The sequence below is a fragment of the Cellulosimicrobium sp. AB352 genome, from assembly GCF_049538415.1.
In the GTDB taxonomy this organism is placed as follows: domain Bacteria; phylum Actinomycetota; class Actinomycetes; order Actinomycetales; family Cellulomonadaceae; genus Cellulosimicrobium; species Cellulosimicrobium funkei.
On sequence record NZ_JBMVFX010000001.1, the window covers coordinates 147,964 to 174,208 of the forward strand.

General features: G+C 76.0%; 23 protein-coding genes. 4 read left to right on the top strand and 19 right to left on the bottom strand.

Annotated elements, in window-relative coordinates; all coding sequences use genetic code 11:
• Window positions 1-22: 22 nt before the first annotated feature.
• Genes ACPCUX_RS00690 through ACPCUX_RS00700 form a run of 3 tightly spaced genes read right to left on the bottom strand, consistent with a single transcriptional unit; the run spans window position 23 to window position 3,361 of the window.
• Entirely contained in the window at window positions 23-982 is a 960-nt protein-coding gene (locus ACPCUX_RS00690; RefSeq protein ID WP_085387839.1) for a carbohydrate ABC transporter permease, read from the bottom strand.
• Window positions 979-1,971 (bottom strand): carbohydrate ABC transporter permease, encoded by a 993-nt coding sequence (locus ACPCUX_RS00695; RefSeq protein WP_423387970.1) that lies wholly within the window; start codon window positions 1,969-1,971, stop codon window positions 979-981. The genes ACPCUX_RS00690 and ACPCUX_RS00695 overlap by 4 nt, the downstream gene beginning before the upstream one ends.
• Window position 1,972: 1 nt before the next feature.
• Window positions 1,973-3,361 carry an extracellular solute-binding protein gene (locus tag ACPCUX_RS00700; protein WP_043659040.1) on the bottom strand — a complete coding sequence of 463 codons (1,389 nt, stop codon included), beginning with the start codon at window positions 3,359-3,361 and terminating at the stop codon, window positions 1,973-1,975.
• A 212-nt stretch (window positions 3,362-3,573) separates the two neighbouring features.
• Between ACPCUX_RS00700 and ACPCUX_RS00705 the strand changes: the two genes are divergently transcribed.
• Window positions 3,574-4,710: an FUSC family protein gene (locus tag ACPCUX_RS00705; protein ID WP_423387971.1), complete on the top strand. Its 1,137-nt coding sequence runs from the start codon at window positions 3,574-3,576 to the stop codon at window positions 4,708-4,710.
• An 81-nt stretch (window positions 4,711-4,791) separates the two neighbouring features.
• Here the strand turns inward: ACPCUX_RS00705 and ACPCUX_RS00710 are convergent, their stop codons facing one another.
• The 8 genes from ACPCUX_RS00710 to ACPCUX_RS00745 all read right to left on the bottom strand — a co-directional run bounded on the left by ACPCUX_RS00710 (window position 4,792) and on the right by ACPCUX_RS00745 (window position 12,299).
• Window positions 4,792-5,655 carry a DUF1684 domain-containing protein gene (locus ACPCUX_RS00710; protein WP_423387972.1) on the bottom strand — a complete coding sequence of 288 codons (864 nt, stop codon included), beginning with the start codon at window positions 5,653-5,655 and terminating at the stop codon, window positions 4,792-4,794.
• An 80-nt stretch (window positions 5,656-5,735) separates the two neighbouring features.
• Window positions 5,736-7,040: an acyl-CoA thioesterase/BAAT N-terminal domain-containing protein gene (locus tag ACPCUX_RS00715; RefSeq protein WP_423387973.1), complete on the bottom strand. Its 1,305-nt coding sequence runs from the start codon at window positions 7,038-7,040 to the stop codon at window positions 5,736-5,738.
• Complete coding sequence (locus tag ACPCUX_RS00720; RefSeq protein WP_171467961.1) at window positions 7,037-7,993, bottom strand: Ldh family oxidoreductase; 957 nt, start codon at window positions 7,991-7,993, stop codon at window positions 7,037-7,039. The genes ACPCUX_RS00715 and ACPCUX_RS00720 overlap by 4 nt, the downstream gene beginning before the upstream one ends.
• Window positions 7,994-8,070: 77 nt before the next feature.
• Window positions 8,071-8,730 (bottom strand): GntR family transcriptional regulator, encoded by a 660-nt coding sequence (locus ACPCUX_RS00725; protein WP_021483335.1) that lies wholly within the window; start codon window positions 8,728-8,730, stop codon window positions 8,071-8,073.
• A gap of 55 nt (window positions 8,731-8,785) precedes the next feature.
• Window positions 8,786-9,682, bottom strand: coding sequence for an ABC transporter permease (locus tag ACPCUX_RS00730; protein ID WP_423387974.1), 897 nt, complete (start codon window positions 9,680-9,682; stop codon window positions 8,786-8,788).
• Window positions 9,679-10,497, bottom strand: a complete 819-nt coding sequence (locus ACPCUX_RS00735; protein WP_051028594.1) for an ABC transporter ATP-binding protein — start codon at window positions 10,495-10,497, stop codon at window positions 9,679-9,681. The genes ACPCUX_RS00730 and ACPCUX_RS00735 overlap by 4 nt, the downstream gene beginning before the upstream one ends.
• Entirely contained in the window at window positions 10,494-11,531 is a 1,038-nt protein-coding gene (locus ACPCUX_RS00740) for an ABC transporter substrate-binding protein (protein WP_354050311.1), read from the bottom strand. Before ACPCUX_RS00740 ends, ACPCUX_RS00735 begins: the two co-directional genes overlap by 4 nt.
• Before the next feature lie 183 nt (window positions 11,532-11,714).
• Entirely contained in the window at window positions 11,715-12,299 is a 585-nt protein-coding gene (locus tag ACPCUX_RS00745) for an SHOCT domain-containing protein (RefSeq protein WP_415296123.1), read from the bottom strand.
• 189 nt (window positions 12,300-12,488) lie between these two features.
• Between ACPCUX_RS00745 and ACPCUX_RS00750 the strand changes: the two genes are divergently transcribed.
• From ACPCUX_RS00750 to ACPCUX_RS00760, 3 genes are all read left to right on the top strand, one after another.
• Window positions 12,489-12,872, top strand: coding sequence for an SHOCT domain-containing protein (locus ACPCUX_RS00750; protein WP_074806851.1), 384 nt, complete (start codon window positions 12,489-12,491; stop codon window positions 12,870-12,872).
• Window positions 12,873-12,881: 9 nt separating this feature from the next.
• Window positions 12,882-14,282 carry a hypothetical protein gene (locus ACPCUX_RS00755; protein WP_415296120.1) on the top strand — a complete coding sequence of 467 codons (1,401 nt, stop codon included), beginning with the start codon at window positions 12,882-12,884 and terminating at the stop codon, window positions 14,280-14,282.
• Window positions 14,283-14,347: 65 nt separating this feature from the next.
• On the top strand, window positions 14,348-17,029 hold the full coding sequence (locus ACPCUX_RS00760) for a LuxR C-terminal-related transcriptional regulator (protein ID WP_423387975.1): 2,682 nt from the start codon (window positions 14,348-14,350) through the stop codon (window positions 17,027-17,029).
• Between the two features lie 22 nt (window positions 17,030-17,051).
• On the opposite strand, the gene ACPCUX_RS00765 is transcribed toward ACPCUX_RS00760, so the two are convergent.
• The 8 genes from ACPCUX_RS00765 to ACPCUX_RS00800 all read right to left on the bottom strand — a co-directional run bounded on the left by ACPCUX_RS00765 (window position 17,052) and on the right by ACPCUX_RS00800 (window position 26,227).
• Window positions 17,052-19,763, bottom strand: a complete 2,712-nt coding sequence (locus ACPCUX_RS00765; protein ID WP_423387976.1) for a cation-translocating P-type ATPase — start codon at window positions 19,761-19,763, stop codon at window positions 17,052-17,054.
• Between the two features lie 147 nt (window positions 19,764-19,910).
• On the bottom strand, window positions 19,911-20,585 hold the full coding sequence (locus ACPCUX_RS00770; RefSeq protein WP_061267712.1) for a response regulator transcription factor: 675 nt from the start codon (window positions 20,583-20,585) through the stop codon (window positions 19,911-19,913).
• Window positions 20,582-22,042, bottom strand: a complete 1,461-nt coding sequence (locus ACPCUX_RS00775; protein WP_423387977.1) for a sensor histidine kinase — start codon at window positions 22,040-22,042, stop codon at window positions 20,582-20,584. The genes ACPCUX_RS00770 and ACPCUX_RS00775 overlap by 4 nt, the downstream gene beginning before the upstream one ends.
• Before the next feature lie 34 nt (window positions 22,043-22,076).
• Window positions 22,077-22,850: a hypothetical protein gene (locus ACPCUX_RS00780; RefSeq protein WP_423387978.1), complete on the bottom strand. Its 774-nt coding sequence runs from the start codon at window positions 22,848-22,850 to the stop codon at window positions 22,077-22,079.
• Between the two features lie 70 nt (window positions 22,851-22,920).
• Window positions 22,921-23,811, bottom strand: a complete 891-nt coding sequence (locus ACPCUX_RS00785) for an ABC transporter permease subunit (protein WP_171467954.1) — start codon at window positions 23,809-23,811, stop codon at window positions 22,921-22,923.
• Window positions 23,808-24,566: an ABC transporter ATP-binding protein gene (locus ACPCUX_RS00790; RefSeq protein WP_074806831.1), complete on the bottom strand. Its 759-nt coding sequence runs from the start codon at window positions 24,564-24,566 to the stop codon at window positions 23,808-23,810. The genes ACPCUX_RS00785 and ACPCUX_RS00790 overlap by 4 nt, the downstream gene beginning before the upstream one ends.
• A gap of 216 nt (window positions 24,567-24,782) precedes the next feature.
• The gene (locus ACPCUX_RS00795; RefSeq protein ID WP_251176271.1) at window positions 24,783-25,373 is read right to left on the bottom strand and encodes a hypothetical protein; all 591 of its coding nucleotides are present in this window, start codon (window positions 25,371-25,373) and stop codon (window positions 24,783-24,785) included.
• A gap of 176 nt (window positions 25,374-25,549) precedes the next feature.
• The gene (locus tag ACPCUX_RS00800; protein ID WP_423387979.1) at window positions 25,550-26,227 is read right to left on the bottom strand and encodes a FadR/GntR family transcriptional regulator; all 678 of its coding nucleotides are present in this window, start codon (window positions 26,225-26,227) and stop codon (window positions 25,550-25,552) included.
• Window positions 26,228-26,245: the final 18 nt, after the last annotated feature.

Consider the following 26,245-nt stretch of genomic DNA (forward strand, 5'->3'; position numbering starts at 1 on the left):
GTGCGGGGTGGGGACGGCGGGCTCAGCCCTTGCTCCCCGTCGTCGCCACCCCCTCGACGAAGTGCCGCTGGCCGAGGAAGAAGAGGAGGATCATCGGGAGGGTCGTGATGACGGAGGCCGTGACGACGACCTCCCACTGCGACTCGCCGCCGGGGCCGAACTGGTCGATGAGCGCCTTGAGGCCGCGCGGGATGGTGAACGTCGACGAGTCCTGCAGGTAGATGAGCGGGCGCATGAGGTCCGTCCAGGCTGCCTGGGCCTCGAAGAGGAGCGTCAGGACGAGGGCGGGCCGGCACAGCGGCACCGCGATGCGCCAGAACATCTGCCAGTTGTTCGCGCCGTCGAGGCGCGCGGCCTCGAACGGCTCGCGCGGCAGGCCGAGGAAGAACTGCCGCAGCAGGAACACGTAGAACGCGCTCGCGAACAGGTTCCCCGCCCACAGCGGCACGTTCGTCCCCACGAGCCCGAGCTGGTTCCAGATGAGGAACGTGGGGATCATCGTCACGGCGCCCGGCAGCATCATGGTCGCGAGCACGAGCGCGAACAGGGCGCCCCGGCCGCGGAAGCGGAAGAACGCGAAGCCCCACGCGACGAGCGCGCTCGACACCGTGACGAGGCCCGCCGCGAGCACGGTGACGACGACGGTGTTCCCGAGCCACAGCGCGAGCGGTGCCTCCTGCCAGACGGTCACGTAGTTGTCGAGCGTGAACGTGCGCGGCACGAGCCGGTTGTCGAACACCTCGGCGCGAGGCTTGAACGACGCGGAGAGCAGCCACAGCAGCGGGTACACGAACGCGACCGTGGCGAGCACGAGCGCGGCGAGCACGACGGCGCGCAGCCACCGGCGGCGCGGCCCGCGCCCGGCGCCGCGCGTCCGGGCGGGGGGCGGCGGCCCTTGCGCCTCGGGCGCGCCCGTGGCCGGGTCCGGCGCGGCGCCCGGGCCGCTCACGGCGGGGCGGGGGAACGAGGGTGCGGTGGTCATCGCTGCTCCCCCTCGTAGTAGACGAGCCGTCGGGACACGACGAGCTGGACGAGCGTGACGAGCATGATGACGACGAACAGCAGCCAGGCGAGCGCCGACGCGTACCCCATGTGGAGCTCCTGGAACCCCTCCTGGAAGAGGTAGATCACGTAGAACAGCGCGGCGTCGTTGCGGTAGGTGGAGTTGCCGGCGCCGAAGTAGGCCGAGTACGCCTCGGTGAACATCTGGAACCCGGCGATCGTGTTGATGACGACGACGAAGAACAGCGCGCCGCTGATCATCGGCACCGTGACGGCGCGCGTCCGGCGCCAGAACCCCGCCCCGTCGACGCGCGCGGCGTCGTACAGGTCGTTCGGCACGTTGCGCAGGGCCGCGAGCAGGATGATCACGGCCGACCCGACGGTCCAGAGGCTGATGAGCACGAGCCCTGGCTTGATCCAGGCCTGGTCGGTCGTCCACGACGGCCCCTGGACGCCGAACCAGGACAGCACCTGGTTGACGACGCCGTACTGGCCGTTGAACAGCAGCAGGAGCAGCACGCCGACGGCGACCGGCGGCGTCATCTTGGGGATGAAGAACGCGGTGCGGAAGAAGCCGGCCGACCGGCCCGCCTGGTTGAGGAGCAGAGCGAGCGCGAGCGCCGCGACCGTGTAGAGGGGCACCTGGACCACCGTGTAGACGAGCGTGTTCCACAGCGACAGCGCGACCTTCGGGTCCTGCGCCATCTCCCGGTAGTTGTCGAGACCGACGAACGTCGGGTCGTTGATGACGTCGTAGTCCGTGAGCGACAGGTAGGCGCTGTAGAGGATCGGCCACGCCGTGAACACGAGGAACCCGACGATCCACGGGCTGATGAAGCGCAGCGCCGCGTTGCGCTCCCGCCGCGCGGACGCGCTCAGGCGCGGGCGGCGACCGTCCGGCGCCGTGCGGTGGCCGCCCGACGCCGGGGGAGGGGTCGGCAGGGTCGGCGCGACGTCGGCTGCCGCCACCTCAGTCCTCCTCGTCCCACTGCGCCCAGGCGTCGTCGAGCGCCTTCTGCGCCTCGTCCTGGGCCTGCGCGAGCGCCTCGGCCGGCTCCTGCTGGCCGTTGAGCACGCGGTTCACCGCGTCTTGCCACGCGGTCTCGAACTCGTTGTCCGCGGGGTTCGCCGGGAGCGCGAAGGTCGCGTCGTTCGCCTCGTACATCGCGTCGATCGCGTCCTGCCACGGCTGGGGCGCGTCGTCGGGCACGAGGTCGTCACGGATCTGCTGGTCCGCCTCCTCGTTGCCGGTGAGGACGCCCGTGAAGACCAGGCCGTCCTGCGCACGCGCGTCGGCGCGCGCCTGCGCCGCCTCGACCCAGGCGTCCGTCTCCGTCATGAGGCGCGCGAACCGGCACGCCGCCGCGGGGTTCTCGCTCCCGCGCGGGACCGCCCAGGCGGAGCCGGACGCGAACGCGATCGCGTCGCCGTCGGGCGTGCGCACGGCGTCGAACGCCATGGGGGCGTCCGGCGACGACTCGTTGAGCACGTTGATGTACCACTGCTCCATCGGCATCGCGCCGAGCGCGTCGGTCGCGAACTGGTTCCCGGCGCCGAAGAAGTCGGCGGAGTCGCGGAACGTCTTGACCGCCGGGAAGCCGCCCTGGGCGTCGTAGATCCCCACCGCCCACTCGAGCGACTCGACGACCTCGGGGGCGTCGAGCTGCGCGGTGCGGCCGTCCTCGGAGAGCAGGTCGGCGCCGACCGCCTTCGACCACAGCGGGAGGAATTCGGGCAGCTTCGAGTCGAACCCGATGACGCTCAGCGTCCCGCCGTCGGTGCGCAGGAGCGCCTCGTTCGCCGCCGTGACGGCCTCGCGGTCCGAGCCGTTGACGTCCTCGACGGTGAGCCCGGCCGCGGAGAGCAGGTCGGCGTTCGCCATCGTCACCTGGACCTGGTTGAACTCGGGGATCCCGTACACGCTGCCGTCGAACGTCACCTGGTCGACGGCGGTGTCCACGAACGCGTCCATGTCGATCTCCTCGGCCGCGACGCACTCGTCGAGCGGGAGGATCGCGTCGCGCGACGCGAACGTGCCGATCTGGTCGCGGTTCGCGTACACCACGTCCGGCGGGTTGCCCGACGCGACCGCCGAGAGGAAGGCCTGGATGTCGAGCTCGCCCTCCGAGAGGCGCACGTCGACGCCGTCGAGGCCCTCGACGGCGCGGTCGTAGCGGACCTCGCCGATCTCGTCGCCGGTCCCGAAACCCATGACCGAGAGCTCGCCCGACGGCGACCCGTCGGCCGTGAAGTCGACGTCCGAGCCGTCGTCACCGGTGCCCTGCGCACAGCCCGTCAGGGCCAGGGCCGCGACCACCATGCTCGTTCCTGCGGCTGCCGCGCCGCGTCGGCGGACCATCATCTGCCTCCTCGTGGGAGCCACGGGGCGGACGGCAGGGGTGCGCGACGCCACCGTGTTCTCGACGGCGTCGGCGTTTCTCTGCACCGACGCCGTCAGTGAAGCACCGGCTCTGCCCGCTCACACCTCGAACCGCTGCTCGGGCCCGGCGCCCGGCGCGTGGACGGCGGGGCGCGCGTGCGGGCTCCCGCCGGGCGGGGCACCCTCGTCCCGTGGCACGAGACGAGAGCAGGACGGGACCGACCCCGCCCGCGGCCCGGGCACCCCGGGTGGTGGAGGCAGGGACACGGGCGCGCCGCGCGGTCACGGCCGCGCAGCGGCAGTGGGTGCGCCACCCCCGGTGGTCGTTGGCCGTCAAGGGGGCGCTCGCCGCGGCCGTCGCGTGGTACGTCGGGGTCCTTGCCCCGGCCCCGTTCTCCGAGTACCCCTACTACGCCCCGCTCGGCGCGGTCGTCGCGACGACGAGCACGCTCGCGCGCTCCGTCCGCGAGTCGACCCAGGCGATCCTCGCGATCCTCGTCGGCGCGGCGATCGCCCGCGGCGTCGACGTCGTCCTCGCCCCGAGCGCGCTGTCCGTGGCGGTCGTCGTGGGCCTCGCGCTCCTGTGCGCGGGGTGGCGGCGGTTCGGCGAGATGGGCACGTGGGCGGTCACGTCGGCCCTGTTCGTGCTCATCATCGGCAACGACGCGAAGGTCGAGTTCGTCGGCGCGTACGCCGGTCTCGTGGTCGTGGGTGCGGGAATCGGCGTCGTCATCAACCTGCTCGTGCCCCCGCTGCCCCTCACCCCGACCGAGGAAGCCCTCGACGGGCTGCGCGACACGCTCGTCGACCAGGTCGAGGCGCTCGGCGACGGTCTCGCGGGCGAGCGCCCGCCGTCGGCGGAGGAGTGGGAGGAGCGGCGGCGCGAGGTGGAGCCGACGCTCACCCGCGCGCGCGACGCCGTCGCGCGGACCCGGGAGGCCGCGCGCGCCAACATCCGGCTGCGTCGCCACCGCGACTGGGCCGCGTCGCAGGTGCGGCGCGCGCAGGAGCTCGAGGGGTCGGCCGACGTCGTCGAGTCGCTCGTCCGGCTGCTCGTCGAGTGGGAGCGCGAGGACCGCGACGACCCCGCGCTCGGCGCCCGCCTGCGGCCGCTCGCGGCCCGCGCCCTGGACGCCTACGCCGGTGCGCTGCGGTCCGTCGGCACGGAGCCCGCCGACGCGGACGCGCTGCGCGAGCTCTCGGCGCGGACGCAGGAACTGCACGACGGCGTCCGGGCGGCGCGCCGCGAGGACGACCAGGACTACCTCGTCGCGGGCGCGGTCGTGCTCGCCCTGCGGCGCGGCGTGGCGGTGCTGACGGCCGGCTGACGCCGGGGAGGCCGCCGGGACGACGACGGCGGGCGACCGGATGTGCCGGTCGCCCGCCGTCGGGGGCGTCGCGCGGACGGGTCAGGAGGCCTGCGCGAAGGTCTGGATGCGGTCGATCTGGAGCGGTGGCTTCTTCTCGCCCGCGGTCACCGCGACCGGCAGCCGGTTCTGCGCCGGGGCGAGCGGGCACGTGACGAAGTTCGTGAACGCGCACGGGAAGGAGAAGGCGCGGTTGAGGTCGACCACGGTGTCGCCGTCCCGCTCGGTGTCGGGGACGCGCACGAGCCGGCCGTTGCCGTAGGTCTCCTTGCCGCTCGTGGTGTCGGTGAAGTGCGCGTTGCCGCGCTCGATGCCCGTGTCGTCGTCCGGGCGCCCGGCGACGAGGAGCGTGTGCTCCGTCCCGTCCAGGGTGAACGTCACGGTGCCGATCACGCGCTGCTCCTCGAACACGCCGCGCTCGACCGTCGGGTAGTCCGACGCCTGCTCGGCCGTCCGCGTGAACCGCGCCGGGAGGACCCACCGCTCGTCGAGCGGGAACGTCTCGATGTCGTCGAGGCGCTTGCGGGCCGCCTCGCGCGGGTCGCGGACGCGCACGCCGAAGATCTGGCGGCCGGTCGCGTCGGTGCGGCGGATGGTCTCGACGCGCAGGTCGCCGTAGAACGCGGGCACGAGGGAGTACTTGTGGCCGGTCGACACGGGCGTCGGTGAGGTCACGGGGGCGCCGTCGAGCGTGACCGTCTCCCCGCTGCCGTCGGGCGTGTACACGACCTCGTCGTCCTGGACCGACCAGCTGCCGGGCACGCCCTCGACCTGCAGCGGCTCGTCGCCCGTCAGCCAGTCCTGGCTGACCATGGACATCCACCCGTACGGGCTCGTCAGCTCGTCGATCCGGGCGCGGTGCCACCGCTCCCACTCCTGGCGGTACTCGGCGCTCACTGCGGACATGTCGGTCCTCTCGTCGGTGTTTCGGGTCACGGGTCAGGTCACAGGTCGGGTCACAGGTCGGGACAGGGTCGGGGCGCAGGTCAGGGCACGCGCGTCGCGCGCTCCACGAACGCGCACACCTGCGCGAACGAGTCGGCGTCGGCGAACGCGTTGCCCGCGGGGGTCCCGCCGGCCGACAGCTCGATGCCGGACACGGGGTGGCGCGTCGGGCCCTGCGCGACGGGGAGGTGCGGCAGGGCGATCGAGTGGCCCGCATCGGGGTAGTCGAGCAGCAGCGTCTCGTGGGCGTGGCCCGCGGCGCGCAGCGTCTCGACGACCTGGCGGGCGTACATGCTCGAGGGCCACAGGCCGTCGGCCATGCCGGAGACGCACGCGACGGGGCCCGCGATGCGCTCGACGGGGATGCGCGACGCGCTGGCGAACTCGCGGTCGCGCAGGCCGTCGACGTAGACGTCGCGGTACCGGTCCGGGGGCGGCCCGCCCGTCCACGGCTGCCACGTCACGCCGGGGTTGTCCTGCCACAGGTGCGGGAGCGGCTCGCCGTCGAGCGTCCACGTGGGGGAGTCCCACCCCTGCGCGGGGTCCGCGGCGCCCTGGGAGCCGTGCACGTGGGCCCCGGGTACGTAGGCGACGACGGTGCCCACCAGGCCGGGGTAGGTGGCGCCCAGCAGGAGCGCGAGCTCGCCGCCCCGCGACTGGCCGCTCACCACGACGACGCCGCCGCGCGGCGCGAGCTCGCGGTGCACGTGGTGCAGCGCGGTCTCGAAGTACTCCAGCGGCGTGCGGGTGATGTGGTCCGGCAGCCCGGGCGCGCCGAAGTAGGCGAGCGCGAGCGCCTGCACGCCGCGCGACGCGTAGAGCGCGCCGCGCTGCTCGTTGATCCCCCCGCCGGAGCCGTTGAGCACGACGATCGTCGGGTGCGGACCGTCGCCTTGCGGCACGAAGAGCGTGCCGACGAGCCCGTCCTCGCGGACCTCGCGCCGTCGCACCCCGGGCCCGGTCCAGCGCTGCACGAGGTCGGCCGTCGCGCGCTGCGTGGCGTCGGACTCGTCCCACGCCTCGAGGCGCGTGCGCAGCGGGCGCGAGACGTCGGTCGCGGCCGGCCGGCCGGCCGCTGTGCCGGGCGTCGGGTCGGGCCGCTGCGACGTGAGGAGCGCCATCCCGTCGACGCGCCCGTAGTCGCCGGACATCGGCGGGTCGCGGTCGAGCAGGACGGTGCCTGACCGGTCCGCGCGGTAGGTCGCGCGGGCGGACCACGCGGTCCCGGAGCGGTCCGTCGTCGCGCGGACCGTGACGAGCGCGCCCGGGGCGGCGCCGGTCACCTCGATGCGGCGGGGGACGTCGAGCAGGTCGTCGGCGGGGCTGACGGTGAGCCGGAGCGTCACGGCGTGCCTCCCGTCGCCGGGTCCAGCGCGTCCCAGACGTCGCGGTCGACGTCGAACGTCTCCGCGTCCGGCCGGTCGCCCGGGACGCGCCCTCCGGCGCGCGTCCAGTCGTCGCCGAGGCGGTCGGCCCGGTCGGCGAGGTCCTCGGCGCCGAACGCGCGGGGGTCCAGCGCGAGCACCCAGAGACCGCGGCCCACGGCGTCGCCGCGCGCCCCGGTCAGCAGCCCGGCGAGCGCCTCCACCGTGAGACCGAGGAGGGACCCGAGCAGCCCCGCGGGGAGCAGCGCGCCGACGGCAGCCGCGTCCCGGGTGGTCTCGCCGTCGGGGCCGAGCGCCGCGCCGTCGGGCAGGGGCGTGCCCTCCCGGGCGCGGCGCCGCGCGTCGGCGAGCGTGACGGCGCTCGTCGCGGCGTCCACGACGAGCGCACGACCCTGCCCGGCCCGCGGCACCGCCACGGCGAGCGGGTTCGTGCCGACCACGGGCGCGGTCCCGCCGTACGGGGCGACGGTCGCGGGGGACTGGGCGAGCGCGACCCCGACCAGCCCGTCCTCGGCGAGCGCGCGGACGTACGCGCCGACGCGCCCCGTCCCGCCCGCGTGGCGCACGGCGACCACGCCGACGCCGAGGCCGCGGGCGAGCCCCGCCGCCCGGCGGACCGCCGCGGCGAGCGCGACCGGCCCGGGGAGGTCGTGCGCGTCCAGCGTCGCGGTCGCCCCGGTCACGACGGCGGACGGCGCCCCGGTCCCGGCGCGCCCCGTCGTCGTCCGCTCGCGCGCGTCCCGCAGCTCGCGGACGAGGAGCGCGAGGCCGAACTCCGGCCACCCCGACGCGTCCCCCGCGACGACGGCGCGGGCCGCGAGGTCGGCGTCGGCGGGGTCGTGGGCGGCGAGCGCCGCGCGGGCCCGGGCACGGGCGGCCGCGGCGTCGACGCGCACGGTGGGGGTGGCGGGCACGGCGGTCCTCTCGGGTGGTGGCGGTGGGTCGGGTCGTGCGGGTGGGGCGGGACGCGCGGGTCGTCGCGCGGGGACGCTCAGTCGTCGCCGAAGAACGCCCCGGAGTCGATCGCGAGGCCCATGACGACGCTGCGACCGCGACGGATGTGCTCGAGCTCGAGGCGGGCCGCGCGCTCGCCGTCGCCCGCGCGGAGCGCCTCGATGAGGAGCCGGTGGTCGTCGAGCGGCGGCCCGGGCTCCAGCGGCTGGCGCCCGCAGAGCCGGAACGCCCGCTCCAGGTCCTCGAGCGCGAGCTCGGTGATCGCGTGCAGCCGGGGGTTGCGCGAGTACTTCGCGACCCGGCAGTGGAACAGGTGCGACGCCGACAGGATCGACTGCACGTCCTGCGCCTGCGGGTACGTGCCCTCGGCGATCGCCGCGAGCTCGTCGACCTCGGCCGGGCTCGCATGGGCGGCCGCGAGGCGCGTCGCCATCGGTCCCGTCGCCTCGCGCACGTCGAGCACGTCGACGAGCGTCTTGAGGGTGACCGGGGCGACGCGGCACAGCGCGCGCGGGCGCACGTCCACGAGGCCGTCGTGGTCGAGGCGGTGCAGCGCGTCGCGCACCGGCGTGCGCGACGTCCCGAACTCGGACGCCGTCTCCGTGACGTCGATCTCCTCACCGGGGCGCAGCTCGGTGAAGATGATCCGGCGCCGCAGCTCGTGGTAGATCCGGTCCGCGGCCGGGACGACGCTCATGCGCCGGCCCCGGGCACGCGGGACGGGTCGTGGTGGGGTGGGTTCATGCTGCCTCCTACTGACGGGACCAGGGCACGAGACGTCGTTCGAGCACCGTGACCAGGGTCGTGGAGAGGTAGCCCAGCACGGAGATGGTGACGATGCCCACGTACATCTTCGCGACGGCGAACGTCGTCCACGAGCTCCAGATGAGGTAGCCCAGGCCGTTGCGCGACCCGACGAACTCCGAGGCCGCGATGATGACGAACGCGCCGCCCACCGCGAGCTTGAGCCCGGTGAAGATGCTCGGCAGCGCGGCGGGCAGCGCGACCGTGCGCCAGCGCTGGAGCCGGCCCGCGCCGTTGGCGGTCGCCACGTCGAAGTAGATCTGCGGCGTCTGGAGCACGCCGCCCATCGCGTTGTAGAAGACGTAGAAGAACACGCCGATCGCGACGATCACGTACTTGCTCGCCTCGCCGAGGCCGAACACGAGGAGCAGCAGCGGGAAGATCGCGACCTTGGGCACGGGCAGCAGGCTCGCGAAGATCGGCCCGAGGAACGTGCGCAGCGTCGTGACCGACCCGAGCGCGATCCCGAGGACCAGCCCGGGCACGGCGCCGAGCACGAACCCGATCGCGATGCGCGTGAGCGTGATGCCCGCGTGCTCGAAGAGCTCGCCGCTCCCGACGAGCTGCGCGAACGTCTCGGCGATCGACGACGGCGGCGGGAAGAACCGCGCGTCGAGCACGTTCGTCCGGCTCGCGAGCTCCCACACCGCGAGGAGCAGGAGCGGCGTGAAGGGCCCGACGACCCGCACGAGGCGACCCGTCCGCCGGCGGCGCAGCTCCTCGGTCAGCTCGCGCGTGATCTCGGCCGTGCGGTCGTCGGCGTCGTGGGGCGCGTCCGGGGCGCCGCCCGGCGCGGCGTGGCCGCCCGGGCGGACGGGGGCGCGCTCGTCCGTGGGGGTCGTCATGCGACCGCCTCCCGGACGCCCGCGGCGGAGCGCTCGTCCGCTCCCGCCCCGTCCTGCGCCGCAGCGTCCTGTGCCTCGGCGTCCCGCAGGAGCCGCCACAGCTCGTAGGTGATCTCGCCGTGGCGCGGGTCGCGGCGCAGCTCGAGGATGTCGCGCGGGCGGTCGAAGGGGACCCGCACGTCGGCGAGGATGCGCCCGGGCCGCGCGGACATGACGACGACGCGGTCCGCGAGCACGAGCGCCTCGTCGACGCTGTGCGTGATGAAGAGCACCGACCGCGAGGTCTGCGACCAGATCTTGAGCAGCTCCTGCTGCAGCACGACGCGCGTCTGCTCGTCGAGCGCGCCGAACGGCTCGTCCATGAGGAGGGTCGCGCCGTCGTCGGCCAGCGCCCGGGCGACCGACGTGCGCTGCCGCATGCCGCCCGAGAGCTGGTGCGGGTAGAAGCCCCGGAACTCCGTGAGGCCCACCATGTCCAGCAGCGGGGCGACGCGCTCGCGCCGGGCCGAGCGCCGCACACCGCGCAGGCGCAGGGGGTACTCGACGTTCTGCTCGACCGTGAGCCACGGCAGCACGCCGTGGTCCTGGAAGACGACGGACGGTCGCGCCGCCATCGTCACCGTCCCGCGGTCGGCCTCCTCCAGGCCCGCGAGGATGCGCAGGAGCGTGCTCTTGCCGCACCCGGAGGGTCCGAGCACGCAGACGAACTCGTTGTCCTCGATGGTGAGGGACACGTCCTGGAGCGCGACGAGCACGTCGTCGCGGCGGCGGTCGTGGAACCCCTTCCAGAGGCCCTCGACGGAGACGGCCGTCATGAGCCGAGCTCCGCAGCCCGCTCGCGCGCCTGGTCGAGGAGGTCGGCGCGGAAGATGCTCTCGACGTCCGCCTCGCCCTCGTACTCGAGCGTGCCGCGCTCGCGGAAGAACTGCTCCTGGGCGTGCACGTCCTCCCAGTCGATCTCGCCCGTCGGGTCCTGCTCCGTGAGCGCGAGCGACGTGAGCGTCTCGACCGGGAGCTCGGTGTACCGCGCGATGATCTCCTGGTTCGCCGGGTCGTCCCAGCCGCCCGCCTCGAGCTCCGCGGCGGCGCGCAGGTAGGCGGCCGTGAACGCGACGACCGCGTCGGGGTGCTCGTCGACGTACTCGGTGCTGAACACCAGGGCGCCGAGCTCGGTGCCCGCGTGGTAGTCGATCGGGAGGATCTCGGACGCGATGCCCTCGCTCTCGAGCGACGACGAGATGGGCTCGATCGACCAGGCGGCGTCGACGGAGCCGCCGACGAGCGCGGGGCCCGTCTCCGGCGGGCCGACGTTGACGAGCTCGACGTCGTCGAGCGTGAGGCCCCCGGCCTCCAGCGCCTTGGCCACCGAGTAGATGCCGAAGCCCCCGTCGCCCGGGATCCCGACGCGGCTCCCGGCGACCTGCTCGATCGACGTGATGCCGGAGTCGGCCGCGACGACGAACGGGGCCGGGTTCGGTCCGCTCTCCGGCACGCGCGAGACGCTCGCGATCACCGAGAGCGACGCGCCGGCCTCGGTGGCGTTGAACAGGCCCGCGCCCCACGTCGCGCCACCGGCCGTGACGTTGTTCGTGCTGACGAGCTGGTAGGTCTCGCCGGACGTCCCACCCTTGGCGAGGAGCTCGACGTCGACGCCCGCCTCCTCGAAGTACCCCTTATCCTCCGCGAGGAAGAACGGCGCGTAGTCCGCGTAGGGGGAGTAGAGGAACGAGATCTGCGGCGCGGCGTCGTCCCCGCCGCCGGACGGGTCGCTCCCGCCCGCACAGCCCGCGAGGATCCCCGCCGCCGCGACGAGCGAGATGGTGACCGACGAGCGGCGTGAGATGGCCATGAGTCCTCCTGGGGTCTGACACACGAGCAAGCGCGCCGTGATGTGCTTGCCACTATGCGCTAGTGCATCAGTTGGCCCCAGCGTGGTCCCGATCGTCTCGCTCAGTGGGACGACGTAACGCGAAAGAACCCCGAACGGGGCATCGGCCGACCGTGCGCGGCCCGCCCGCCCGGCCTGCCGTCCTCAGGGCTCGAGGACGCGCGCCTTCTGCTCCGCGAGCTCGGCGTCGGTGAGGACGCCCCGGTCCCGCAGCGCGGCGAGGTCGCGCAGCTGCGCGATGCGCACGTCCATCGCGGACGCGCCCCGGGCGGCCGTCCCGCCGTGCCCGGGGTCGTGCGCCCCGCCCTGCGTCCCGCCGTGCGTCCCGCCGTGCGGCCCGACGTGCGCGCCGGACCGGTCGTCGGGGAGCCCGGTCACGGCGCCGAGCACGCCGACGAGGTCCGTGTCCCGCACGCGGTACGTCGTGCTGGTCGCCGGCTGCGCACGACCGACGTCGTCGAGCATCTGCTGCACGAGCGCGCCCACCGGGCCGCGGACGACGAGCTCGACGTCGGGCCGGCCGCCGGGCGCCGCCGTCCGCAGCTCGACGAGGTCGAGCCCCAGCGCCGCGAGCCGCTGGAGCAGCCCGTACAGCGCGGCCTGGTCGCGGACCCGGGCCTCGAGGCGCGTGCACTCCACGGACCGGCGCACACCGAGCTCGGCGAGGTCGGGCTCGGGCAGCGCCACCGGCCCCAGCACCGTCACCTCGACCAGCGTCGTGCGGTCCATGCGTCCTTCTCCCGGGTCGCCCACGTCGGTCCAGGATGCGGGGGTGCGGGCCTGGGCCGGATCACCCGGTAGGGGTGGCCCGTGACCTCCGGCGGCCGACTACCCCCGACGGGTGAGCACGCGGGCACCCGCGCCGCTCCACAGTGGGAGCGTCACGGGACCGCCGTGACCCGACACGAGGGGTGCCCGATGGACGGATTCTGGGACTGGTTCTGGCTCATGGTGTGGTGGTTCTTCTTCATCGCCTACCTCGTCGTGCTGTTCCAGATCGTCGCGGACCTGTTCCGCGACAAGACGCTCAGCGGCTGGTGGAAGGCGCTGTGGATCGTCGCGCTGATCGTCGTCCCGTACCTGTCCGCGCTCGTCTACGTCATCGCGCGCGGGCGGGGCATGGCGGAGCGGCACGCGGAGGAGCAGCTGGCGCGCCGCCAGGTCATGGACGACTACGTGCGGGCCACGGCCGGCTCCGGCAGGTCGCCCGCGAGCGAGATCGCCGACGCCAAGGCCCTCTACGACGCCGGCACGATCGACGCCGACGAGTTCGCCCGGCTCAAGGCCCGAGCGCTCGCCTGAGGACGCGCGATGGCCGACGAGACCGCGCCGGGGCGCGAGGCGTCCGACGTCGCCGCGCGCCTCGCCGCGCTCGAGCGCGAGAACGCGGAGCTGCGCCGCCGGCTCGAGGAGCGTCCGCCCGCCGCGGCGCCCTCTGGCCCGGACGGCGACGCGACCCCGACGGAGGCGGCGCGGCGGCCCCGGCGCGGGCTGCGGGCCGCGGCGTGCGCGGTCCTCATCACGCTCGGGGCGCTCCTCGCGCCGCTCGGCGCGGTCTCGGCGTGGGCGCAGCGCGAGCTCACGGACACCGACCGCTACGTCGCGACGGTCGGACCGCTCGCGGGCGACCCCGTCGTGCAGTCCGCGGTGGCCGGGCGGCTCACCGAGGTCGTCATGTCGCGCATCGACGTGGCCGCGCTCGTCGACGACCTCGTCGGCGGGCTGGAGGAGCGCGACGTCCCGCCGCGCGCGACGCGCGCGCTCGCCGCGCTGGAGGCGCCGCTCACGAGCGCCGTCGAGTCGCTCGTGCACGAGACGGCGACGCGGCTCGTGGAGAGCGACGCGTTCGAGGGCGCCTGGCTCCAGGCGAACCGGGTGGCGCACGAGCAGCTCGTCGCCGTGATGCGCGGCGAGGACGGCGACGTCCTGCAGGTGAGCGACGACGGCCGCCTGTCCATCCAGCTCTCCGGCCTGATCGACCTGCTCAAGGAACGCCTCGTGGACCGTGGGCTGGACGTCGCGGCCCGCATCCCGTCGGTCGACGCGACGTTCACCGTCGCGCAGTCCGCCGAGCTCGTCATGCTCCAGAACCGGTACGCCCAGGTCGTGACGTTCACGACGTGGCTGCCGTGGGTCGTGCTCGGTCTGCTGGCCGCGGGCGTCCTGGTCGCGAACCACCGCTCGCGCGCGCTCGTCGTGGCCGGGCTCGCCCTCACGGGGGCGATGGTCGCGCTGGGCGTCGGGCTCGCCGTCGCGCGGGGACTGTACCTCGGCGCGCTCGCGGGGCAGGTGGTGCGGCTCGACGCCGCGGAGGTCGTGTTCGACCAGGCCGTCGGCTACCTGCGCCTCACGCTGCGCACCGTCGGCGTGCTGGGGCTCGTGGTCGCGCTCGCCGCGTACGTGGGCGGGCCGAGCGCGTCGGCCCGCAGCCTGCGTGCGGGGCTCGCGCGCGCGGGCGCCGCCGTGCGCGGCTGGGGCGAGGGCCGGGGCGTCTCGACGGGGCCCGTCGGCGACTGGCTCGGGCGGCACAAGGCGTTCGTGCGCGTCGTCATCGTCGCGGTCGCCGCGCTCGTCCTGCTCCTGGCCGGCACGCCGACGCCCGGCCTCGTCGTGGGGGTCGCGCTCGTCGCGGGCCTCGTCCTCGTCGTCGTGGAGATCCTCGCCCGACCGCCCGCCGTGGTCGCGCCGACGGCCGGGCCCGGTCCGGCCTGAGGCCCGTGGCGAGCCCACGCTCCGCTCGCCCTGCGGTCCGGGGGCCCCGGGAATACCCTGCCCCCATGGCCTCGGTCGAGCCCCGTGCCGAGCCGGAGGACGTGATGCACGTCACGGACGCCTCCGGGACCTCGCGCGCCCGCACCACCGTCCCGGAGCTGCCGCCGTCCACGGTGGGCCGCCCGGAGGTCGAGGCTCTCGTCGCGGCGGCGGCCACGCGCCGCCTCACCCTCGTGTCGGCGGGCCCGGGCTGGGGGAAGACGACCGTCGCGGCGCGGTGGGCGCGCGGCGGCACCGGCCCGCGGGTCGCGTGGCTGACGCTCGAGCCGTTCGACGACAAGCCGGCGGCCTTCTGGGCCGACGTGCTCGCGGCGCTGCGGGCGGCCGGGGCGGTGCCCGCGGGGCACCCGCTCGAGACCCTCGTCGTCCCGCCGCGCCTCACGCCGGCGCTCCTGCGCCGCGTGCTCGCGGCGATCGAGGCGCTGCCCGAGCCCGTGGTCCTCGTGCTCGACGACTTCCACCACGCCGCGTGCGCCGAGGTCGCGGCGACGGTGGACGACCTCCTGCGCTACCGGCTGCCCCTGCACCTCGTGGTCCTCACCCGCGTCGACCCGCTCCTGCGCCTGCAGCGCCTGCGCGCGCAGGGCGAGATGACGGAGGTCGGTGCCGCCGAGCTCGCGTTCGACGCCCCCGCGGTCGCGGCGCTCGCGACGGCGCAGGGCCGCGACCTCGCCGCGGACGACGCCGGGCGGGTCGTCGGCGAGACTGGCGGCTGGGCCGTCGGGGTGCGGCTGCGCGTCGAGGAGCACGACGCGACGAGCCGGGCGCGCGCCGCCCGCTCGGCGGCGGAGTTCCTCCTCGCCGAGGTCCTCGACAGCCAGGGGCCCGAGGCCCGACGCTTCCTCCTGCGCACGAGCGTGGCGTCGGCGGTGTGCCCCGACCTCGCGGCCGTCCTCGACCCGGGGGCGCCGACGGACCGGCTGCTCCCCGGCCTCGCCGCGGCGGACGGTTTCGTCATGACGTCGGGCGGCCGGCGCACCTGGTACCGCTACCACCCGCTGCTGCGCGAGATGCTCCTGCACCAGCTGCGGACCGAGGACCCGGCGGGCCTGCGCGAGGCGCACCAGGCCGCGGCGCGCTGGTTCGCGCAGGACGGGCAGGCGCTGCGCGCCCTGGAGCACGCGGCGGCGGCGGAGGACTGGCCGCTGCTCGGCGAGGTGTTCGTCGAGGGCGCGGCGGCGGAGCTCGCGGGGCCGCACCGCGAGACCGTCGCCCAGGTCCTGCGGCGCGTGCCGTACGCGACCCTGCGGCCCGACGCCCGCCTGCACCTGTGCGCGGGGGCGCTCGCGTCCGTCGACGAGCGGTTCGACGCCGTGCGGCTCCACGTCGCGCGGGCGCGCGACCTCCTCGCCCCGGCCGCGGACCCGGTGGCCGATCCCGCCGCCGCGGTGCTCCTCGAGCTGCTCGCCGCGTCCGCCGCGCGGTCGACCGGCGACGTGCGGGCCCTCGCGACGGCCGCGGGCGCGGCGCTCGCCGCGGCGGACGCGGTGCCGTACCCGTTCCCCGCCCTCGAGACGTACCGGGGCCTCGCGCGGGCGCACCGCGCGGCGGGCCTCGCATGGTGCGCGGTCGGCCCCGAGCCGGCGGAGGAGACGACGTCGGGGACGCTCGCCGCCCCCGGTGGCCGGTCGTGGCGCGCCCCGCAGCTCTACGTCCTCGGGGCGCGCGCCGCCGCGGCGCTCCTCGCCGTGGCCGCCGGTCGACTCGACGAGGGGGACGCGGCAGCGCGTGAGGTGCTCGTCGAGGCGGAGCGCCGCGGCTGGGACGGGTACGCCCACGTGCGGCCCGCGCACGCGGCGCGCGCGTGGGTGCGCTACCTCCGGGCGTCGGACGACGGGCTCGACCGGCACCTCGCGCACGCCCTCGCGGCGGACGCCGGCGGGCGCGAGCCCGCGTCCGAGGCGGCCGTGCGGCTGCTGCAGGCGCTCGTCGCCGCGGACCGCGGGCACGCGCGCGCCGCGCGGCAGGCGCTCGTCGCCGCGGACCGCGCCCTGGGACGGTCCGCGACGCCCCCCGTGCTCGCGGACCTGTGGGTGCGCGCCACGGCGGCCGCGCGTCTGGTCGACGACGGCACGGGCCCCGCGCTCGGGGCGCGCGTCGCGCGCGAACGCCTCGGGAGCGCCGCGGTCGTCGCGGTCTGCGGTGCGCGCGAGCTCCTCGCGGCGGGCCGCACCGGGGCGGCGGAGCGCGCCGTGGCGAGCCTCGGGGACGCGCCGGGGGAGGAGGGAGACGTCGTCGTGCGGGTGGAGGCGGCGCTCGTCGAGGCGTCCGCGCTCGCCCGGGCGGGCACGCGCCGCGTCGACGCCCCGCTCGGGCGGGCCCTCGACCTGGCCGCCGCCGAGCGGGTCGTCCGGCCGTTCCTCGCCGTCCGGGGCACCGAGCTCGACGAGCCGCTCGCGCGCGCGGTCGCGCGCCGCGACGACGCCCTCGCCGCGCTGCTGCGCACCCACCTGGACGCGCCGGGCCGGGCACCGGAGCCGGTCCCGCTCGTCGAGCCGCTCACCGAGCGCGAGCTCGCGGTCCTCGCCGTCCTGCCGTCGATGGCGAGCAACGCCGAGGTGGCCGCCGACCTCTTCGTGTCGGTCAACACCGTCAAGGCGCACCTGAAGTCGGTCTACCGCAAGCTCGGCGTCGGCTCGCGGCGCGAGGCGGTGCGGCGCGGCCGCGAGCTCGGCGTCGTGCCCTGACGGGTCTGCCGAGGAGACGCCCTCAGGCGCGGCGCCGGTCCACGGTGCGCAGCACGAGCTTCCCGAGCTCGACGAGGACGAGGAAGGCGAGCGCGACGAGCGCGCACACGCCCCACTGGCCGCCGTCGAGGTCGACGGTGCCGAAGATCCGCTGGAGCCCGTCGAGCGTCGTGACGAGGAACGTGAGCCCGAGCGACGCGAGCAGGAGCACGACGAAGCGGCCGTTCGCGAGCGTCTCGGACGACAGGATGCTCGCCCGCGGGTCGCGCCACTCGAGCGCGGCGACGACGTGCAGGAGCGACATCGCGGTGAGGCCCATCGTCGTCGCGACCGCGAGGTCGGCGTCGGTCTCGCCCCACGCGACGGCGACGAGCGTGCCGACGGCGATGAGCACGCCCCCGACGGCGAGCCGCACGCCGAGCGCGCGCCCGATGACCGGCTCGGTGGGCGGGCGGGGCCGACGCCGCATGAGACCGGGCGTCGCGGCGTCGAAGCCGAGGCCGACGGCGAGCAGCACGTCGATCGCGAAGTTGACCCACAGGATCTGCAGCGGCGTGAGCGGGGTGCCCCCGGCCACGGTGAAGATGCCCGCGCCGACGAACGTGAGGATGAACCCGACGAGGACGACCATCTGGAAGCGGATGTACTTCAAGAGGTTGTCGTAGAGGCCACGGCCGCCCTCGACGGCCGCCACGATCGTGGCGAAGTTGTCGTCGGTGAGGATCATCTCGGCGGCGTCCTTCGTCACCTCGGTGCCCGTGATCCCCATCGCGACGCCGATGTCCGCGCGCGTCAGGGCGGGGGCGTCGTTGACGCCGTCGCCCGTCATCGCGACCACGTCGCCCTTGCGCTTGAGCACGTCGACGAGCCGCACCTTGTCCTCCGGCGCCACGCGCGCGACCACGCCGATCTCGCCGACCTCCGCCTCGAGCTGCGCGTCGGACATCGCGGCGAACTCGGCGCCCGTGAGCGCGCGCCCCTCGATCCCGAGCTGCCCGGCGATCGCCGCGGCCGTGGTGACGTGGTCGCCCGTGATCATCCGTACCCGGATGCCGGCGTCGCGGCACTCGGCGATGGCGTCGCGCGCCTCGCGGCGCGGAGGGTCCACGATCCCGACGAGCGCGAGGAGCTCGAGGTCGCGCACCGCGTCGAGCAGGTCACCCGTGAGCTCGTCGCGCGCGACGGTGCGCCGCGCGACGGCCAGCACGCGCATGCCCTCGCCCGCGAGCGCGTCGTTCTCCGCGAGGACGCGCGCGCGGCCCTGGTCGTCGAGGGGCGCCGACCCGCCGTCGGCCGTGAGGTACCGGGCCGAGCGGGCGAGCAGCACGTCCGGGGCGCCCTTGACGAAGCACACGAGCTCGCCGTCGATCTCGTGGAACGTCGCCATGAGCTTGTACGCGGCGTCGAACGGGACCTCCGCGACGCGCGGGTGCTCGGCGCGCGTCTCCTCGACGTCGAGCCCGGCCTTGGCCGCGAGCACGACGACCGCGCCCTCCGTGGGGTCGCCGATGCACTCGCCGTCGCGCACGACGGCGTCGCTCGCGAGCGCCAGGGGAAGCGCGACCGGTTCGAGCGGGACGTTGGTCGACCCGGCCGCCGCGAGGATGCGGCCGGTCGTGGAGTAGCCCTCGCCGTCGACGGAGAACCGGCGCCCGGCGAGCACGAGCCGGCGCGCGGTCATCTGGTTGAGCGTGAGCGTCCCGGTCTTGTCGGAGCAGATCGCCGACGTCGACCCGAGCGTCTCGACGGACTTGAGGCGCTTGACGATCGCGCCCTCCTCGGCGAGCCGGCGCGTGCCGAGCGACAGGAGCATCGTCACGACGGCGGGCAGCCCTGTCGGGATCGCGGCGATCGCCAGGCTGATCCCGACCACGAAGAGGCTGTCGAAGTCCTCGCCGCGCACGAGCCCCAGCACGACGACCACGACGAGGGCGACCGCCGCCATGACCGTGATGATCACCGTGATGCGGTCGAGCTGGCGCGTGAGCGGGGTCTTGTCCTGCTCGACCCCGCTGAGCATCCCGGAGATGCGGCCCACCTCGGTCGTCATGCCCGTGGCGGTCACGACCATCTCGCCGCGGCCGCGCGTGACCTGGGAGTTCATGTACGCCATGTCGGTGCGGTCGCCGAGGGGGGCGTCGTCGGCCGTGACCGCCGCGACGCCCTTCGCGACGGGCGTGCTCTCGCCCGTGAGCCCGGCCTCCTCGATCTCGAGCGAGGCGGCGACGAGCAGCCGCCCGTCCGCGGGGATCTTGCCGCCCGCCTCGAACCCGACGACGTCGCCCGGCACGAGCTCCTCGGCGGGAACCTGCTCCTGGCGCCCGTCGCGGCGCACGGTGGCCGTCATGACGAGCATCTGCTGGAGCGCGGCGACGCTCTGGGCCGCCTTGCCCTCCTGGTGCAGGCCCATGAGCGCGTTGAGGACGGTGAGGGCGAGCACGACGACGCCGGTCGTCACGTCCCCGAGCGCGATGATGCTCACGACGGCCGCGCCGACGAGGACGAGCTGCATGAGGTCGCGGTACTGGCGCAGGAACGCCTGCCACGGCCGTTCCTTGCGCTCCTGCGCGAGCGCGTTCGGCCCGTAGCGCGCGCGCCGCTCGGCGACCTGCGCGGACGTCAGCCCGACGGCCGGGTCGACGTCGAGCGCCGCGCACACCGCCTCGGGCGGTGCCGTGTGCCAGGGGCCCGTGGGGGCCGGTGCCTGCTGTCGGGGGATCGGTGCAGCCGTCATCCTCGGCTCCTCTCGGGCGCTCGTCCCACCGTCGCAGCGGGCTCGGGCGGGGTCCTCACCCGGCGGGGGTGAACGCCCCGCGGCGGCGCGGCACCGGTGCGCGACGTGCCGCCGACGCCCGCGCTCGACGCGCGTGCCGCCCGGGCCTCAGCCGCGCGACCCCACGAGCCCGCTCTCGTACGCGACGATCACGGCCTGCACCCGGTCGCGCACGCCCAGCTTGGCCAGCAGGTTGCCGACGTGCGTCTTCACGGTCGTCGCGGACAGTACGAGGCGGTCGGCGATCTCGGCGTTCGACATCCCCTCGGCCACGCACCGCAGGACGTCGAGCTCGCGCGGCGTGAGGGAGCGCAGCCGGGGGTCGAGGCCGTCGTCGACGGCCGGCTGCTCGCCCGCGGGCAGGTGCGGCGCGAAGAGGTCGAGCATGCGGCGCAGCACGCGGGGCGCGACGACCGAGCTCCCTGCCGCGACGGTGCGGATCGCCTCGACGAGCTCGTGCGGGCGCGCGTTCTTCAGCAGGAACCCGCTCGCCCCGGCGCGCAGCGCCGCGAACGCGTACTCGTCCACGTCGAACGTCGTGAGCACGAGCACGCGCGTCCCGGGGTGCTCGGCGACGACGCGCCGGGTCGCCTCGATGCCGTCCATGCCGGGCATCCGGACGTCCATGACGACGACGTCGGGGGCGAGGGCCGCGACCTGGTCGAGCGCGACGCGTCCGTCGGAGGCCTCGCCCACCACCTCGAGGTCGGGCTCGGACTCGATGACGAGCCGGAAGCCCATCCGCAGCAGCGCCTGGTCGTCGACGAGCAGCACGGTCGTCACGGTCGTCCTCCCTCGTCGTCGTGCACGTCACGGTGCGGGTGCTCCTGGGCGGGGGCGCTCCGGGCTCCGCCCTCGGCCGGGTCGCAGGGCAGGACGACGTGCACCGCCCAGCCGCCGCCCGGCCGCGGGCCGGCCTCGACGCTGCCGCCGAGCAGCGCGGCGCGCTCGCGCATGCCCACGATGCCGCGCCCGCTCCCGCCGCCGGTCGCCGGGCGCGTGCCGCCGTCGTCGCGGACGTCGATCTCGACCGCGTGCGCGGTGCGCCGCACCACGACCTCGGCCGCGGGCGTCCCGGGCGCGTGCCGCAGCACGTTGGTCAGGGCCTCCTGCACGATGCGCACGGCCCCGAGCCGCAGCGACGTGTCCGCAGGCAGCGCGACGTCGAGGCCGCTCGCGGCGACGGGCACGCCCGCCGCGCGGAACCGTGCGACGACGGCCGCGAGGTCCGTCCCGGTCGGCTCGACCGGGGTGCCCGCCCCGTCGCTGCCCTCCTCGGGGTCGAGCGCGCCGAGGACGCGCTGCATGTCGGCCAGCGCGTCCCGTCCCGTGCGGGAGAGCTCGTGCAGGGCCTCGCGCGAGCGGTCCGGCGCCCGGTCGAGCGCCGCGCCCGCGCCGTCGGACAGCGCGACCATCACGGACACGCTGTGCGCGACGACGTCGTGCATCTCGCGCGCGATCCGCGCCCGCTCGGCGGCCCGGGCGAGCGCCGCGCTCTGGTCGCGGTCGCGCGCCAGGGCGCGGTAGCGCGCGACGAGGTCCTCGTCGTGCAGCCGGCGCGCCCGCACCCCCGAGCCGGTGGCCATCCCCAGCAGCAGGAGCGCGACGAGGAGGAAGACCGACGCGGAGCGCCTGCCGGGGGAGAAGGGCGGTTGCGCGAGGTCGCGCACCGGGTCGCCGTCCGGCAGGACGATGGGGTCGCTCCACAGGAGCATCTCGGCGACCCCGATGTCCTGGCTCCACCACAGCGCGGCCACGACGACGCACAGCACCGCACCGCACACGACCCATGCCGTGCGGGGCGGGCGCTCGGCGGCGACGGCGTGCACCGCGCACGCGAGGCACACGCCGAGCACGCCGAGCACCCCCGCCGTCGCGAGCGACACGACGGCCAGGACGGTGAGGATCGCCGTGACGGTCAGCGGGCGCGACCGCCGGAGCAGGAGCAGCGCCGCCCCGAGGGCGGCGCCGACGAGCCAGGCCGTGACGACCACCTGCGCCACGGGCGCGTCGGCGTGGAACAGCCCCAGCCCGGTGGAGCCCTCGACGGTCATGAGCGCGACCGCCGCGGTGACGAGCCCGAGCAGCGCGACCGCGCCCGCGAGCGCGAGGTCGGTCGCCCAGGGGTGCCGCGCGAGCACGCGGCCGACGGCGCCGCGCCGCCGGACGTCGGGCTCCGCGCGCGGTCCGCCGTCGTGCGCCCCGGGCGCGGAGGGGAGGGCGAGGGGCGACGAGGGCACGGGCCTACTCTCCCATCGGCCGTCGCGCGGCGCGTCAGACGACGTCATGGCGCCGCAGCCGGTACGCCGCCGCCGCGAGCAGCGCGGCGACCCACGCCGCGAGGACGAGACCCCCGCCCCACGTGCCGAGGTGCGGGCCCAGGGTCGTCGCGTCGAGCGCGGCGAGCCGGGCGTCGTCCTGCAGCAGGCGCGCCCCTGCCCCGGGCAGGAGCGCGCCTGCCGTGTCCGCGACCCGGCCCGGGTTCGTCGCGAGCACGTGGTCGAGCACGACGAGCAGCACGACCCCACCCACGAGCGCCCCGTCCGGTCGCCGCACGAGCGACCCCAGGCCCAGGCCCACGAGGGCGACCCCGGTCAGGTAGAGCACGAAGCCTGCGAGGACGCGCAGCGTCTCCCGGTCCGCGAGGTCGAGCACGAGCGCGGCGTCGGCGCGCTGCCCGGCTGTCGCGGCGAGCGCCGCGCCCAGCGCGAGGACCGCGACGGCGAGCGCGGCCGCCGCCGTCACGAGCGCCTGCGCCGCGAGCACGGGCAGGCGGCGAGGGACCGCGACGAACGTCACGCGCGCGGTGCCGGTCCGGAACTCCCCGGCGCCGACGCCCGCGCCGAGCACGAGGAAGCCGAGCTGGGCGAGCACGAACCCCGCGACGGCGAGCGGTGCGCCCGACGACCCGGCGTCGGGCCGGGCGAACGCGCCCAGCGCCCACGCCGTCCCCGCCGCCGCGGCGACGGTCGCGAGCGCGAGCCAGGCCGTCGAGCGCAGGCTCGCCAGCTTGTCCCGCTCCGCCGCGAGCACCCGGAGCAGGGTCACCTGCGGACGGTCCGGCGCGCGCGCGGTGCGGGTCGGCGCGGGGTCCGACGGGGGGATCGTCGCCGCCACGTCAGACCACGTCCCGCGTGCGCAGGCGGACGGCGGCCAGCGCGAGCGGCACGACGACCCACGCCGCCAGGACGAGCCCGCCGCCGACGGCGCCCAGGTCGGGCGCGCCCTCGACGGCACCCTCGCCCGTAAGCAGCGACGCCGCCCCGGTGGGCAGGAACGTGACCACCGTGTTCACCGCGGCCTGCGCGGACGAGACCCCCGCGGGCGCGGCGAGCGGGTCGCCCGACAGATCGGCCGCGAGGACGAGCGCGACGGGCAGGACGAGCACGACGAGCACCGCGGCGGTGACGGCGGGCACGGGTCGCCGCACCAGCGCGCCGATCGCGAGGCCGAGCAGGGCCATGCCGGCGAGCAGGAGCGTCATGCCGACGAGCACCTGCGGCGTGCCGTCGCCGCCGAGGTCGAGGGCGAGGTCGCGCGAGCGCGCCGACGGCAGCAGCGCGAGCACCGCCGCCGCGACCGCCATCACCGCGGTGAGCAGCGCGAACGCGGCGGTCGCCGCCGTCTGCCCCACGAGCACGGGCCAGCGCCGCGGCTCCGCGACGAACGTCGTGCGGAACGTGCCGGTGCTGTACTCGCCCGTCCCGACGAGGACGCCCAGGACGAGCGGCGGCACCTGGGCCAGCAGCAGGCCCGACGTGAGGGAGCCGAGCGGGTCGAACCCCGGGTCCACGGACGACGCCTGCGCCGAGAGGTACGTCAGCACCGCCGAGACGGCGACGGTGAGCGTGGCCGCCCACCACGACGAGCGCAGGCTCGTCAGCCTCGTCCACTCCGCGGCGACGGCGCGGGGGAGCGTGGGGCCACCGGCGATCGCGGGCCGGGGTCCTGCCGGGTGCGCACGCCGCGACGACGCGGTCGGTGCGGTCCGGGCGGTAGGTGCGGTCATCGGGCACCTCCGGCCGACGCCAGGCCGGTCTCGCCCGCGGCACGGCCGCGGTACTGGACGGCGTCGGCGGTGAGCCGCAGGTACGCGTCCTCGAGCGAGCCCGCCTCGCCCGCGAGCTCCGACACCGGCGCGTCGGCGAGCAGCCGGCCCTGGCCGATGACGACGACGCGGTCGGCGCACAGCGCGAGCTCGTGCATGAGGTGGGACGACAGCAGCACCGTGCGTCCCTCGGCCGCGAGGCCGCGCACGAGACCGCGCACCCACAGCACGCCGTCGGGGTCCAGGCCGTTGACGGGCTCGTCGAGGATGAGCGTCCCCGGGTCGCCGAGGAGCGCGCCCGCGATGCCGAGACGCTGGCCCATCCCGAGCGAGAACGTGCCCGCACGCCGCCCCGCGACGCTCTCGAGGCCCGTCATCCCGATCACCTCGTCCACGCGTGCCCGCCCGATTCCGTGCGTGCGGGCGAGCGCCGTCAGGTGGCGGAACGCCGTGCGACCGGGGTGCACGGAGCGGGCGTCGAGCATGACCCCGACGGCGCGCAGCGGCGCCGGCAGGTCCGCGTACCGGCGACCGTCCACGGTCGCCGTACCGGAGGTCGGGCGCTCCAGCCCGACGACGACGCGCATCGTCGTGGACTTCCCGGCACCGTTCGGGCCGAGGAAGCCCGTCACGGTCCCCGGCCGCGCCGTGAACGTCAGCCCGTCCACCGCCGTCGTGGGTCCGTAGCGCTTCGTCAGCGCCTCCACCTGGATCATCGGTCCTCCCGTCGTCCGCGGGCCCGGTCGTCGGGCACCGCCGCCGTCGACGCTACGGACGCCCGCGGGGCCCCGGCTCGGGCGGTCGGCGGAGATCCGCGACCCTCCCGCCTCCTCCTCGGGGAGGAGGAGGTCGTGCCCGGGTGGGACGGGGTGGCCGGGCGGGACGGGGTGGCCGGGCGGGACGGGGCGCGGCCCCTGCGGGGACGACGACGGTCAGGCGGTGGCGGTCCTCGCGGCCAACCGGACGCCCGCGTCCCATCCCGGTGCGCGCCCACCGCCCGGGGGGACGTGGTCGGTCGCGAGCCCTGCCTGGGCGAGGGACCACGCGACGAGCGAGTTCGAGTTCCACATCTCGCCCCCGCCGGGCGGCCGCCGACCCCACGTGAGCGGCGGGACGCCACGCACGGCCCGCAGGATCCGCGCGACCGCGGCGGCGTCGCGCGTGACGAGGACGGGTGGCCCGACGGCGTGCTGCCGGTCGGGGATCGCGCCGTGCGCCCAGCAGCGCACCTCGTACCGGAACCAGCGGGAGCGGCCCAGCGGCCGCAGACCCACGGGGCCGGTCACGACGACGCCACGGTCGCACGGCGGGCCGCCCCACGCAGGGGTCATCTCGACGACGTACGGCACCCCGTCGCACCGCAGCCCCAGCGCCGCGTGGAACAGCCGGCGGGGGCGCCGCCGCGCGAGCAGCGCGGCGGCGCGCTCCCACGCGGCGCTCGTGCGGCGGACGACGTGGCCCCCCGCCCCGACGGGCAGCCAGAGGAGCTCCGCCCGGTCGTCGCCGGGGGTGGGCGCGGTCACGCCCCGACGCTACGGCACGCGAACCCGGACGGGAGCGGTAGGCTCGGGGCCATGCTTCCGGCGTGAGAGCGCCGGCGGGATCCGAATGAGACAGCGGATCGAGAGGCCCCGTCGCTCCACACGACGGGGCCTCTCGCTGTCCCGGCGCGTCCTGCCGCCCGGCCGGGCGCCGTGCCTCAGCGGACAGGGGAGGGTCCGGCGTCCGCGAGCGGCAGGAACGGGTCGAAGATCGCGGCGACCGCTGCCGCGGCCCCGGCGGCGTCCTGCCGTGCGACGGCCTCGACCAGCTCGTGGTGGTGACGGTGCGCCGCCTCGTCGTCCGCGTTCTCCTCGTCGCGCATGTGCACGGTGAAGACGTCGAGCATGCTCGAGTAGAGCGTGACGTAGAGCGGGTTGTGCGTCGCGGCCACGATCGCGCGGTGCAGGTCGAGGTCGGCGCGCGCGCGGGCGTCGCGGTCGTCGGCCTCCCAGGCCGCCTCCCGCCGGTCGCGCAGCTCGCGCAGGTGCTCGACGTCGTCGTCCGAGCGGCTCGCCGCGGCGAGCGAGGCGGCGGTGCTGTCGAGGGCGAGGCGGAGCTCGAGGTAGTGGCGGCGGCTGCCGCCCGCGAGCTGGCGCTCCAGGGTGCCGGTCAGCTCGGAGCTCGAGATGACGAACGTGCCGCGGCCCTGCTCGCGGCGCAGCAGCCCCGCGTGGACGAGCGACTGCAGCGCCTCGCGCACGGTGTTGCGCCCGACGCCGAACTCCGCCACGAGCGCGGCCTCCGTGGGGATCCGTTCGCCGACCGCCCAGCGACCCGAGACGATCTCGTCCCGGAAGCGCGCCGCGGCCTGGTCGATGAGGCCTACTCGACGCATCGGTCCGCCTGTGCCAGA